A 12,612-nucleotide genomic window follows, 5' to 3' on the forward strand; every position below is an offset into this window, starting at 1 on the left:
AGCGCCGCTCCTCCTCATCGCTTCGCTCTGCATCGTCGTCGGCGCGGTTCACGTGGAATCAGCGTAGGCGTCGGGCGCTGCCGTCGGCCGGCGGGTCGCAGGGGTCTTGCTGGCCGACTCCGCGGCGGTGACCACTTGCTCGGCTGCAAGTGGCCGCCATGGTAACCGGGTGTAGGTCAGGGCAATCAGGAGGATCACGATGATGGCGCTGGCCGCGGTCGCATCCACGATCTGAAACAGCGCGAAGCGGTCACCATTGGCGGTCGGACCGAAAATTCCGACGATGAGGGTGGCCAGGATTGCCGCTACCCGAAATCCCGGGCGGGTTGCCCAGGCGGCCAGCGGAATTATCGCCCACAGCAGGTACCAGGGCTGCACGACGGGAAACAGCAGCACGGTGACAGCTAGCGCAACGCCCAGGCCGCCGATCGGGTGCAGCCGGCCGCGGAGCACGGCCAATAACAGCCAGCACACCATCACCGTGATGATCAGCACGCCGATGGCGCGGGTGAGTGACAACACGGCGGTGGTGTGATCACCCAGGCCCAGCAGGATGCCGACGTGCCCGGTGCCCAGGGCCAGCAGTGTCGGCGGCGACATCCAGCTGCGCACCACATTGGCGGTGCCCAGCGTGTTGATCCAGCCGAATCCGAGACCGCTGGCCCAACCCAGGATGGCCATTATCGCCAGCGTTAGACTCGCCATCACAGCGGCGGCGAGCAGCAGTGCTCGCAAGTTGCCACCCCAGCGGTATGCCAGCACTGTCGTGACGAAGCCCATCGCCAGCAGCGAGGGTAGCTTCACTTGCGACGACAGCGTGATCAGGATGGAACCCGCCAGCAGCATGGCCAGGGGCCCCCATTCCGGACGGGGTTTGACTGCCCGGCTCGCGCCCGCACGCGGGGATGCCCCCAGCTCGGGCCGCCGGCTGGCCCGTATTGTGGCGGGGCCCAACCGCCAGGTTTCGGGCGACGGGCGTGGGGTATTCGCCATATCAAGGCCGCGCAGCGCGAATTCGACGCCGGTCAGCATCAGCCCGAGCATCAGCGCTTCGTTGTGGATGCCGGCGACCAAATGCATGATCAGCAGCGGATTGGCCGCGCCTAGCCACAGCGCGCTGACCTCGGCGACGCCACAGCGCTGAGCTAGCCGAGGGGTCGCCCACACGATCAGGGTCACACCGATCAACACCACAAGCCGGTGGCAGAGCACGGCAGCGACGATGTTTTCCCCAGTCAGCGACGAGATTCCGCGGCCGATCCACAAGAACAGCGGACCATATGGCGCCGGTGTCTCCCGCCACAGGCTGGGCACCGACAGGGTGAACACGTGGCCGAGGCCCAAGCCGGACGCCGGACCCACCCGGTAAGGGTCGAGTCCGTCCCTGCCGATCTCACTTTGGGCTAGATATGAGTAGACATCCTTGCTGTACATCGGTGGTGCGATCAATAGCGGCAGCATCCAGAGCAGCAGGGTGCGGTCCAGTTCGCCGCGCGACATCCGCCGCCTGCCCAGCGTGAACCGGCCGAGCATCAGCCAGGCCAGCGCCATCATGACCGCCCCGGTCGTGGTCATGGTCAACGACACCGTTTGGATTCGTGACGGCAGATTGAGCAGCCGGACCCCGAAGGTGGGGTCCTGGACGACGGGTCGGGCCCCGGCGCCCAGGGCGCCGATGGCCATCAGGACGGTGCCGGTGGCCCCAAACAGGCGGGTGCGCGCCAGCGCGGTGAGCTCGGTAGTGGTCAGCGGTGCACCCACCGCCTGCTCGTCGCCATGCAGGCTGGCGATCGACCAGCTCAGCGTATGGTGGCGGGCTGCCATTGGTGCAGCCTAACGGCATGCCCGGGAATTGCTTAGGCGATCTCAATGTGACCAGCACAACCCTGCCGCATAGGGCATCCCTGGTAGACCGATCAACGGAATTTTGTCACACTGATGTTGTGAAAATCCCGGCGGTCTCTACCACTGTCCCCGCGGCAGTCTCGGACGGTCACACTCGTCGGGCCATTGTGCGCTTGCTGCTGGAATCCGGATCGATCACCGCCGGCGAGATCGGTGACCGGCTGGGCCTGTCGGCCGCCGGTGTGCGGCGTCATCTGGACGCGCTGATCGAGGCGGGTGACGCGGAAGCGTCGGCGGCCGCGCCGTGGCAGCAGGTGGGACGTGGGCGGCCCGCCAAGCGCTACCGGCTGACCGCGGCCGGCCGGGCCAAGCTCGACCACTCCTATGACGACCTGGCGTCGGCGGCCATGCGGCAGCTGCGGGAGATCGGCGGCGAGGAGGCGGTGCGGACGTTTGCCCGGCGCCGTATCGACGCCATCCTGGCCGACGTCGCGCCGGCCGACGGTCCCGACGACGCCGCGCTCGAGGCGGCCGCCGAGCGGATCGCAACGGCGCTCAGCAAAGCCGGCTACGTCGCCACCACCACGCGGGTGGGCGGGCCGATTCACGGTGTGCAAATCTGCCAGCACCATTGCCCGGTATCCCATGTTGCCGAGGAATTCCCCGAATTGTGCGAAACCGAGCAGCAGGCCATGGCCGAGGTGCTCGGCACCCACGTCCAGCGGTTGGCGACCATCGTCAACGGAGACTGCGCCTGCACCACCCACGTACCCCTGTCGCCGGCGCCCAGCCCGCGCCCACCCGCCACCAGCACCGAAGGAGCGTCCCGATGACACTCACCCCAGAGGCCAGCAAGAGCGTTGCCCAGCCCCCGACCCAGGCTCCCCTGACCCAGGCTCCCCTGACCCAGGAAGAGGCGATCGCGTCGCTGGGCCGGTACGGCTACGGCTGGGCGGACTCCGACGTCGCGGGTGCCAACGCGCAGCGCGGGCTTTCCGAGGCGGTGGTCCGCGACATCTCCGCGAAGAAGAACGAGCCCGATTGGATGCTGCAGTCGCGGCTGAAGGCGCTGCGCATTTTCGACCGCAAGCCCATTCCGAAGTGGGGCTCCAACCTCGATGGCATCGATTTCGACAACATCAAGTACTTCGTGCGCTCCACCGAGAAGCAGGCCGCGAGCTGGGATGATTTGCCAGAGGACATCCGCAACACCTACGACCGGTTGGGAATCCCGGAGGCCGAGAAGCAGAGATTAGTAGCTGGAGTAGCCGCACAATACGAAAGTGAAGTTGTATATCACCAGATCAGAGAGGATCTGGAGGCTCAAGGAGTCATATTTTTAGACACTGATACTGGTTTGCGAGAACACCCGGATATTTTCAAGGAATATTTCGGTACAGTAATCCCTGCCGGCGATAATAAGTTTTCTGCATTGAATACTGCAGTTTGGAGTGGTGGGTCCTTTATTTACGTCCCGCCCGGTGTTCACGTCGACATTCCGCTGCAGGCCTACTTCCGAATCAACACCGAGAACATGGGCCAGTTCGAGCGGACGCTGATCATCGCCGATGAGGGCTCTTACGTGCACTACGTAGAGGGCTGCCTGCCCGCCGGCGAGCTCATCACGACCGCCGACGGCGATTTGCGGCCCATCGAGTCGATTCGCGTCGGTGACTTCGTCACCGGCCACGACGGGCGGCCACACCGCGTCACCGCTGTACAGGTGCGTGACCTCGATGGCGAGCTGTTCACCTTCACACCGATGTCGCCTGCCAACGCATTCTCTGTCACCGCCGAGCACCCCCTTCTCGCTATTCCCCGCGACGAGGTGCGTGTTATGCGGAAGGAACGCAATGGGTGGAAGGCTGAAGTCAACAGCACCAAGCTGCGTAGCGCCGAGCCGCGATGGATCGCGGCGAAGGATGTGGCCGAGGGTGACTTCCTGATCTACCCCAAGCCGAAGCCGATCCCCCACAGGACGGTTTTGCCGCTCGAGTTTGCGCGCCTGGCGGGCTACTACCTGGCGGAGGGTCACGCGTGTCTCACCAATGGCTGTGAGTCGCTGATCTTCTCGTTCCACAGCGATGAGTTCGAGTACGTCGAGGATGTGCGCCAAGCGTGCAAGTCGCTGTACGAGAAGTCGGGATCGGTATTGATCGAGGAGCACAAGCATTCGGCGCGCGTCACCGTGTACACGAAGGCGGGCTATGCGGCGATGCGCGACAACGTCGGCATTGGATCGTCGAATAAGAAGCTGTCGGATCTGTTGATGCGTCAAGACGAGACGTTCTTGCGTGAGCTGGTCGACGCCTATGTGAATGGAGACGGCAACGTCACGCGCCGTAACGGGGCGGTGTGGAAGCGGGTACATACGACATCGCGCCTCTGGGCGTTCCAGTTGCAGTCCATCCTGGCGCGTCTGGGTCACTACGCCACTGTTGAACTGCGCCGACCGGGCGGCCCTGGTGTGATCATGGGCCGCAACGTCGTTCGCAAGGACATCTACCAGGTGCAGTGGACCGAGGGCGGCCGCGGACCGAAGCAGGCCCGCGACTGCGGCGACTACTTTGCGGTGCCAATCAAGAAGCGAGCGGTCCGCGAAGCACATGAGCCCGTCTACAACCTCGATGTCGAGAATCCGGACAGCTACCTCGCCTACGGGTTCGCCGCGCACAACTGCACCGCACCGATCTACAAATCGGATTCATTGCACTCAGCGGTGGTCGAGATCATCGTGAAACCCCATGCGCGCGTGCGTTACACCACTATCCAGAACTGGTCGAACAACGTCTACAACCTGGTCACCAAGCGGGCCCGCGCCGAAGCCGGGGCCACCATGGAGTGGATCGACGGCAACATCGGGTCCAAGGTGACCATGAAGTACCCGGCGGTCTGGATGACCGGCGAGCACGCCAAGGGCGAAGTGCTCTCGGTGGCGTTCGCCGGCGAAGACCAGCACCAGGACACCGGCGCCAAGATGCTGCACCTGGCGCCGAACACGTCGAGCAACATCGTGTCCAAGTCGGTGGCCCGCGGCGGCGGCCGCACCTCCTACCGTGGCCTGGTGCAGGTCAACAAGGGGGCACATGGGTCGCGGTCCAGCGTGAAATGCGATGCGCTGCTGGTGGATACGGTCAGCCGCAGCGACACCTACCCCTACGTCGACATCCGCGAGGACGACGTCACCATGGGCCACGAGGCCACCGTGTCCAAGGTCAGCGAGAACCAGCTGTTCTACCTGATGAGCCGCGGGCTGACCGAGGACGAGGCGATGGCGATGGTGGTGCGCGGCTTCGTCGAGCCGATCGCCAAGGAGCTGCCCATGGAGTACGCGCTGGAGCTCAACCGGCTGATCGAGCTGCAGATGGAGGGCGCGGTCGGATGACGGCTCCGGGACTGACAGCAGCCGTCGAGGGGATCGCACACAACAAGGGCGAGCTGTTCGCCTCCTTTGACGTGGACGCCTTCGAGGTTCCGCACGGCCGCGACGAGATCTGGCGGTTCACCCCGTTGCGGCGGCTGCGTGGCCTGCACGACGGCTCCGCGCGGGCCACCGGTAGCGCCACGATCACGGTCAGCGAGCGGCCGGGCGTACACACCCAGACCGTGCGCCGCGGCGATCCACGATTGGGCGAGGGTGGCGTACCCACCGACCGCGTTGCCGCCCAAGCGTTTTCGTCGTTCAACTCCGCGACGCTGGTCACCGTCGAGCGCGACACCCAGGTCGTCGAGCCGGTAGGCATCACCGTGACCGGGCCGGGGGAGGGCGCGGTGGCCTATGGGCACCTGCAGGTGCGTATCGAGGAGCTTGGCGAGGCGGTCGTGGTCATCGACCACCGGGGCGGCGGAACCTACGCCGACAACGTCGAGTTCGTTGTCGACGACGCCGCTCGGCTGACCGCCGTGTGGATCGCCGACTGGGCCGACGACACCGTTCACCTCAGCGCGCACCATGCTCGGATCGGCAAGGACGCGGTGCTGCGCCACGTCACCGTCATGTTGGGCGGCGACGTGGTGCGGATGTCGGCGGGCGTGCGGTTCTGCGGTGCGGGTGGGGACGCGGAACTGCTGGGGCTGTATTTCGCCGACGACGGCCAGCACCTGGAGTCGCGGCTGCTGGTGGACCACGCCCACCCCGACTGCAAGTCGAATGTGCTGTATAAGGGTGCACTGCAAGGTGATCCGGCGTCGTCGTTGCCCGACGCACATACGGTCTGGGTGGGTGACGTGCTGATCCGTGCGCAGGCCACCGGCACCGACACCTTCGAGGTGAACCGCAACCTGGTGCTCACCGACGGCGCGCGTGCCGACTCGGTGCCCAACCTGGAGATCGAGACCGGCGAGATCGTCGGCGCCGGACACGCCAGCGCCACCGGCCGCTTCGACGATGAGCAATTGTTCTACCTGCGTTCGCGCGGCGTCCCGGAAGAGCAGGCCCGCCGGCTGGTGGTTCGCGGCTTCTTCGGTGAGATCATCGCCAAGATCGCGGTGCCCGAGGTACGCGAGCGCCTGACCGCAGCCATCGAACACGAGCTGGAAATCACGGAATCAACGGAAAAGACAACAGTCTCATGACCATTTTGGAAATTAAGGACCTGCACGTCAGCGTGGAGAACCCGGCGGAGGCGGACCACGAGATCCCGATCCTGCGCGGCGTCGACCTCACCGTGAAATCCGGTGAGACACATGCCTTGATGGGACCCAACGGCTCGGGCAAGTCGACGCTGTCCTACGCCATCGCGGGCCATCCCAAATACCACGTGACGTCGGGCACCATTACCCTCGACGGCGCGGACGTGCTGGCGATGAGCATCGACGAACGTGCGCGGGCCGGCCTGTTTCTGGCCATGCAATATCCCGTCGAGGTGCCCGGTGTCTCGATGTCGAACTTCCTGCGCTCGGCGGCAACCGCCATTCGCGGCGAGCCGCCGAAACTGCGGCACTGGGTCAAAGAGGTCAAGGCCGCGATGGCCGCGCTCGACATCGACCCGGCCTTCGCCGAGCGCAGCGTCAACGAGGGTTTCTCCGGTGGCGAGAAGAAGCGCCACGAGATCCTGCAGCTAGAACTGCTCAAGCCCAAGATCGCCATCCTGGACGAGACCGACTCCGGCTTGGACGTCGACGCGCTGCGCGTGGTCAGCGAGGGGGTGAACCGCTACGCCGAATCCCAGCACGGCGGCATCCTGCTGATCACGCACTACACCCGCATCCTGCGCTACATTCACCCGGAATACGTGCACGTGTTCGTCGGCGGCCGCATCGTCGAGTCCGGTGGTTCGGAGCTCGCCGACGAACTCGACCAGAACGGCTACGTGCGTTTCTCCCCCGCAAGCGGGCGGTACCCCCACCAACCCGCGCCAACCGGAGCCTGACATGACGGCCTCGGTGAACTCGCTCGATCTGGCGGCGATTCGCGCCGATTTCCCCATCCTCAAGCGCATCATGCGGGGTGGAAACCCGTTGGCGTATTTGGACTCCGGCGCCACCTCACAACGCCCGCTGCAGGTCCTCGACGCCGAGCGCGAGTTCCTGACCGCGTCCAACGGCGCGGTCCATCGTGGCGCGCACCAGCTGATGGAGGAGGCGACCGACGCCTACGAGCAGGGCCGCGCGGACATCGCGTTATTCGTCGGCGCCGACACGGACGAGCTGGTGTTCACCAAAAATGCCACCGAGGCGCTCAACCTGGTGTCATATGTGCTGGGGGACAGCCGTTTCGAGCGTGCCGTCGGCCCCGGCGACGTGATCGTCACCACCGAGCTGGAGCATCACGCCAACCTGATCCCGTGGCAGGAGCTGGCCCGGCGCACCGGGGCCACATTGCGCTGGTACGGGGTGACTGACGACGGGCGCATCGACCTGGACTCGCTGTATCTGGACGACCGTGTCAAAGTCGTTGCGTTCACCCATCATTCCAATGTGACCGGGGTGCTGACACCGGTGAGCGAGCTGGTCTCCCGCGCCCACCAGTCGGGTGCGCTGACCGTGCTGGACGCCTGCCAGTCGGTGCCGCACCAGCCGGTTGACCTGCACGAACTCGGCGTCGACTTCGCCGCGTTTTCCGGACATAAAATGCTGGGCCCCAACGGAATCGGTGTGCTGTACGGCCGCCGTGAGCTGCTAGCGCAGATGCCCCCATTTCTCACCGGCGGTTCGATGATCGAAACGGTGACCATGGAAGGCGCCACCTACGCGCCGGCGCCGCAACGGTTCGAGGCCGGTACACCGATGACCTCCCAGGTGGTCGGGTTGGCCGCCGCGGCCCGCTATCTCGGCGCGATCGGCATGGCCGCGGTGGAGGCCCACGAGCGGGAGCTGGTAGCCGCGGCCATCGAAGGCCTGTCCGGCATCGACGGTGTGCGGATCCTTGGCCCGACGTCGATGCGGGACCGAGGGTCGCCGGTGGCGTTCGTCGTCGAGGGCGTGCACGCGCACGACGTGGGTCAGGTACTCGACGACGGCGGCGTGGCGGTGCGGGTCGGGCACCACTGCGCGCTGCCGCTGCACCGCAGGTTCGGTCTGGCCGCCACCGCGCGGGCGTCGTTCGCGGTGTACAACACCGCAGACGAGGTGGACCGCTTGGTGGCCGGCGTGCGGCGATCCCGGCATTTCTTTGGAAGAGCGTGACGTTGCGTCTGGAGCAGATCTATCAGGACGTGATCCTCGATCACTACAAGCATCCGCAGCATCGGGGGCTGCGGGAGCCGTTCGGCGCCCAGGTGTATCACGTGAACCCGATCTGCGGCGACGAGGTCACGCTGCGGGTCGCGTTGTCCGAGGACGGCACCAGGGTCACCGACGTTTCCTATGACGGACAAGGCTGTTCGATCAGCCAGGCCGCGACCTCGGTGCTCACCGAACAGGTAATCGGACAACGCGTGCCGCGGGCGCTGAACATCGTCGACGCCTTCACCGAAATGGTGTCCTCCCGCGGGACCGTGCCAGGCGACGAGGACGTCTTAGGCGATGGGGTCGCGTTCGCCGGGGTGGCCAAATACCCGGCCCGGGTGAAATGCGCGCTGCTCGGATGGATGGCGTTCAAAGATGCGCTGGCCCAAGCCAGCGAAGCCTTCGAGGAGGTTACAGATGAGCGAAACCAGCGCACCGGCTGAGGAATTGCTCGCCGACGTCGAGGAGGCGATGCGCGACGTCGTCGACCCGGAGCTGGGGATCAACGTCGTTGACCTGGGCCTGGTCTACGGCTTGGACGTGCAAGACGGTGACGAAGGGACCGTCGCGCTGATCGACATGACCCTCACGTCGGCGGCGTGCCCGCTGACCGATGTCATCGAGGATCAGTCGCGCAGCGCGCTGGTCGGCAGTGGCCTGGTCGACGACATCCGCATCAACTGGGTGTGGAACCCGCCGTGGGGCCCGGACAAGATCACCGAAGACGGCCGCGAACAATTGCGGGCGCTCGGCTTCACCGTCTGAACCGGCGCGTCGCCGAACGTGAACTGAGGGCGGAGAATCCGGCAAAATACCGCCGTGAGTTCACGTTCGGCGGGCGGTGCGAGCGAAACCCGCCTCAGAAGGCGTCTTCGGGCACGCGCATGATGTCGTCGTCGATGTTTTCGATGACACTGCGCACCCCGGTCAGTTTCGGCAGCATGTTCTTCGCAAAGAACGCCGCGACCGCGATCTTGCCCCGATAGAACGCTTCATCGTTCTGCGATGGCCCGTCGGCCAGTGCGGCGTGTGCGACCCCGGCCAGCACGAGCAGCCGCCAGCCGATGAGCAAGTCGCCCACGGCGAGCAAATAGCGCACGGATCCGAGCCCCACCTTGTAGATGTCGCTGGAGTGCTGCGCGGCGGACATCAGGTACCCGGTCAGCGCGCCCGTCATTGCCGTGATGTCGTCGAGCGCGGTGCGCAGCAGCTCGGCTTGCGGTTTTAGCGACGGGTCAATGTTCTCGACGGTGTGGGTGACCTGAGCCAGCACAAATTGCAAAGCCTTGCCGTGATCGCGCACGATCTTGCGGAAGAAGAAGTCCAGTGCCTGGATCGCCGTGGTGCCCTCGTAGAGGGAATCGATCTTGGCGTCACGGATGTACTGCTCGAGGGGATAGTCGACCAGAAAGCCCGAGCCGCCCAGCGTCTGCAGCGACTCGGTGAGGATTTCGTAGGCGCGTTCTGAACCCACGCCCTTGACGATGGGCAGCAGCAGATCGTCCACGCGGTGCGCCATGTCGTGATCGGCACCCGAAACCCGTTGGGCCACAGCGTCGTCCTGGTGAGCAGCGGCATACAGGTACAGCGCCCGCAGGCCTTCGGCATAGGCCTTTTGGGTCATCAGGCTGCGCCGCACGTCGGGGTGGTGCATGATTGTGACCCGCGGCGCCGTCTTATCCGTCATCTGGGTCAGATCCGCGCCCTGCACCCGCTCCTTGGCGAAGGCAAGTGCGTTGAGATAGCCCGTCGACAATGTGCCGGCGGACTTAACTCCGATGGTCATGCGAGCATGCTCAATCACCGTGAACATCTGCGCAATCCCGTTGTGCACGCCGCCGACCAGATAGCCAACGGCGGGCACGTCGGCACCGCCGAACGTCAATTCGCATGTCGGAGAGGACTTTAAGCCCATCTTGTGTTCCAGGCCGGTCACGTAGACGCCGTTGCGGGCGCCGAGCTCGAACGTATCGGGGTCGAAGAGGTAGTTGGGAACGTAGAACAGGCTCAACCCCTTGGTGCCTGGGCCGGCGCCCTCAGGTCGGGCCAACACCAAATGGAAGATGTTCTCCGCGGTATTGCCGACATCCCCACCGGAGATGAACCGCTTGACGCCCTCGATGTGCCAGGTGCCGTCGGGTTGTTCGAACGCTTTGGTTCGACCCGCGCCAACATCGGAGCCGGCGTCGGGTTCGGTGAGCACCATGGTGGCCTGCCAGCCGCGCTGCACGCCCTCGGCCGCCCACCGGCGTTGCTCTTCATTGCCCTCGATGTAAAGGGACTGGGCCAGCACCGGGCCCAGGTTGAAAAAGCACGCCGACGGGTTGGCGCAGTAGATCATTTCGTTGACGGCCCATGCCAGCGGCGGCGGCGCTGGCATGCCACCGATTTCCTCGGCCAGGCCCAGCCGCCACCAGCCGGCCTCCTTGATTGCCTGCACTGTCTTGGCCAACTCGTCGGGCACGCTGATGGAGTGGGTGTTCGGGTCGAAGACCGGTGGGTTGCGGTCGGCGTAGCCGAAGGATTCGGCGATCGGACCCTCGGCCAGCCGCGCCGCTTCGGCCAAGATGGTGCGGACCGTGTCGACGTCCAGATCGCTGTAGCGTCCGGTGCCCAGGACCGCGCCGATATCAAGGACTTCGAGCAGGTTGAACTCGAGATCGCGGACATTGGCGATGTAGTGTCCCAATGCGGTTCCCTTCAGGTGGCTGATCGGCCCTGATCGGGCCCAGTCTCTCCGAGCGGGAAGAACGTACGCAACCGTAACCTGCGGTGGGAGGGCGGAACTGCGGCGACTATGTTCCGTTCGCGCCGGGCAGGCCGAGCAGCAGCCCGCCCCTGCCGCCGAGCCCGGGGGCGCCGGCCCCGCCGCCGTCGCCGCCGTTACCGCCGTTACCGATCAGCTGGGCGTTGCCACCGTTGCCGCCGTTGCCGCCCAACGCGCCGCCATCGCCGCCTTCCCCGCCGTTGCCGAACAACCCGGCCTGGCCGCCGGCCCCGCCGTGGGCGCTCGATGCCCCCCCGGCTCCGCTGCCGCCGGCGCCGCCGTTGCCATAGAAGAACCCGGCATCGCCGCCACGCCCAGCGCTACCCGCGGATAGGGCTGCCCCGCCGGCACCACCGTCGCCGAACAGGAAGGCCCTGCCGCCGGCGCCACCTCCGCCGAGGAAGCTGCTGGCGCCAGCACCGCCGTTGCCAAAAAACAGCCCGCCGTTGCCTCCAGAGCCACCGGCTCCCATGCCGTTGGGGCTGATGCCACCCGCGCCGCCGGCCCCGAAGAGCACGGCGGAGCCGCCGATGCCGCCGGCACCGCCGCCACCGCCGCTATTGCCGCCGGCCCCGCCGTTGCCGAACAGCCACCCGCCGGTGCCGCCGGCGCCGCCGTTGGCGCCCAGGGCGCCCACGCCGCCGTTGCCGCCGTGGCCCAGCAGTCCGGCGGCGCCGCCGTTGCCGCCGGGGCCGGCAGCGGGCGAGAAGCCGTTGCCGCCATTGCCGATCAGGAGTCCGCCGGCCTGGCCGTTGGGGTTCGCCGCGGTCCCATCGGCGCCGTTGCCGATCAGCGGACGGTTCAACAGCGCCAGGGTGGGCGCGTTGATGACGTCGAATAGCGGCTGCAAGGGGCCAAAGTTGGTGGCCTCCGCGGCGGCGTACGCCTGCGCGCCGCCGGACAGGGCTTGCACGAACTGGCTGTGAAACGCCGCGGCTTGGGCGCTGAGCACCTGATAGGTCTGGCCGTGCGCGCCGAACAACGCCGCGACCGCCGCCGACACCTCATCGGCGCCTGCGGCCGCGACAGCGGTCGTCTGGGCCGCCGCGGCCGAGTTGGCCGCGCTAATCATCGAACCGAGGCGCGCGAGATTCCCCGCCGCTCCCGACACGAACTCCGTATTCGCGACCACGAACGACATCTGGCACCTCCGCAATGAAGAGCTAGCGACCGACGTATCTTATCGCGATCCAGCGGCCGCTTCACCCGTTTCAGGGTAACGCACCCCGCCAGAATGGTTAATCCGTTAGTGGCCCCGCTTGCCTTGTGCCAGTGACCAATTCAATCGCATACCGCAATGCAATCGAGATTTTTGGTCGTTCCTGCGTCCC

10 protein-coding genes are annotated in these 12,612 nt (G+C 66.1%); 7 read left to right on the plus strand and 3 right to left on the minus strand.

The window, feature by feature from the left end:
* Nucleotides 1-48: 48 nt before the first annotated feature.
* Nucleotides 49-1,824, minus strand: a complete 1,776-nt coding sequence (mptB, locus tag MCAN_RS07770) for a polyprenol phosphomannose-dependent alpha 1,6 mannosyltransferase MptB (protein WP_003407479.1) — start codon at nt 1,822-1,824, stop codon at nt 49-51.
* A gap of 47 nt (nt 1,825-1,871) precedes the next feature.
* Here mptB and sufR point away from each other — a divergent pair, with 47 nt between their 5' ends.
* From sufR to MCAN_RS07805, 7 genes are read left to right on the plus strand one after another with little or no spacing between them, the layout of a single operon-like run.
* Nucleotides 1,872-2,678, plus strand: a complete 807-nt coding sequence (gene sufR, locus MCAN_RS07775) for a suf operon transcriptional regulator SufR (protein ID WP_003902080.1) — start codon at nt 1,872-1,874, stop codon at nt 2,676-2,678.
* Nucleotides 2,675-5,230, plus strand: coding sequence for an intein-containing Fe-S cluster assembly protein SufB (gene sufB / locus MCAN_RS07780; protein ID WP_015288072.1), 2,556 nt, complete (start codon nt 2,675-2,677; stop codon nt 5,228-5,230). The genes sufR and sufB overlap by 4 nt, the downstream gene beginning before the upstream one ends.
* On the plus strand, nt 5,227-6,420 hold the full coding sequence (gene sufD / locus MCAN_RS07785; protein ID WP_014000783.1) for a Fe-S cluster assembly protein SufD: 1,194 nt from the start codon (nt 5,227-5,229) through the stop codon (nt 6,418-6,420). The genes sufB and sufD overlap by 4 nt, the downstream gene beginning before the upstream one ends.
* Nucleotides 6,417-7,217, plus strand: coding sequence for a Fe-S cluster assembly ATPase SufC (gene sufC / locus MCAN_RS07790; protein WP_003407489.1), 801 nt, complete (start codon nt 6,417-6,419; stop codon nt 7,215-7,217). Before sufD ends, sufC begins: the two co-directional genes overlap by 4 nt.
* A gap of 1 nt (nt 7,218) precedes the next feature.
* A complete protein-coding gene (locus tag MCAN_RS07795) occupies nt 7,219-8,472 on the plus strand; it encodes a cysteine desulfurase (protein WP_003407490.1) in 1,254 nt (417 codons plus the stop codon).
* Nucleotides 8,469-8,957, plus strand: coding sequence for a Fe-S cluster assembly sulfur transfer protein SufU (gene sufU, locus MCAN_RS07800; protein ID WP_003407491.1), 489 nt, complete (start codon nt 8,469-8,471; stop codon nt 8,955-8,957). Before MCAN_RS07795 ends, sufU begins: the two co-directional genes overlap by 4 nt.
* Nucleotides 8,932-9,279, plus strand: coding sequence for a metal-sulfur cluster assembly factor (locus tag MCAN_RS07805; RefSeq protein WP_003407492.1), 348 nt, complete (start codon nt 8,932-8,934; stop codon nt 9,277-9,279). The genes sufU and MCAN_RS07805 overlap by 26 nt, the downstream gene beginning before the upstream one ends.
* A 94-nt stretch (nt 9,280-9,373) precedes the next feature.
* Here MCAN_RS07805 and MCAN_RS07810 read toward each other — a convergent pair whose 3' ends face one another.
* Complete coding sequence (locus tag MCAN_RS07810) at nt 9,374-11,203, minus strand: acyl-CoA dehydrogenase (protein WP_014000784.1); 1,830 nt, start codon at nt 11,201-11,203, stop codon at nt 9,374-9,376.
* 106 nt (nt 11,204-11,309) lie between these two features.
* Nucleotides 11,310-12,422 (minus strand): PE-PGRS family ubiquitin-binding protein, encoded by a 1,113-nt coding sequence (locus tag MCAN_RS07815; protein WP_014000785.1) that lies wholly within the window; start codon nt 12,420-12,422, stop codon nt 11,310-11,312.
* Between the last annotated feature and the right edge of the window lie 190 nt (nt 12,423-12,612).

It is taken from the genome of Mycobacterium canetti CIPT 140010059, from assembly GCF_000253375.1.
GTDB lineage: Bacteria > Actinomycetota > Actinomycetes > Mycobacteriales > Mycobacteriaceae > Mycobacterium > Mycobacterium tuberculosis.

Bases quoted from the DNA above. Each gene is read 5' to 3' on its own strand.
- mptB (WP_003407479.1), bottom strand. From the start codon at position 1,824: ATGGCAGCCCGCCACCATACGCTGAGCTGGTCGATCGCCAGCCTGCAT.
- sufB (WP_015288072.1), top strand. From the start codon at position 2,675: ATGACACTCACCCCAGAGGCCAGCAAGAGCGTTGCCCAGCCCCCGACC.
- sufD (WP_014000783.1), top strand. From the start codon at position 5,227: ATGACGGCTCCGGGACTGACAGCAGCCGTCGAGGGGATCGCACACAAC.
- sufC (WP_003407489.1), top strand. From the start codon at position 6,417: ATGACCATTTTGGAAATTAAGGACCTGCACGTCAGCGTGGAGAACCCG.
- MCAN_RS07795 (WP_003407490.1), top strand. From the start codon at position 7,219: ATGACGGCCTCGGTGAACTCGCTCGATCTGGCGGCGATTCGCGCCGAT.
- MCAN_RS07805 (WP_003407492.1), top strand. From the start codon at position 8,932: ATGAGCGAAACCAGCGCACCGGCTGAGGAATTGCTCGCCGACGTCGAG.
- MCAN_RS07815 (WP_014000785.1), bottom strand. From the start codon at position 12,422: ATGTCGTTCGTGGTCGCGAATACGGAGTTCGTGTCGGGAGCGGCGGGG.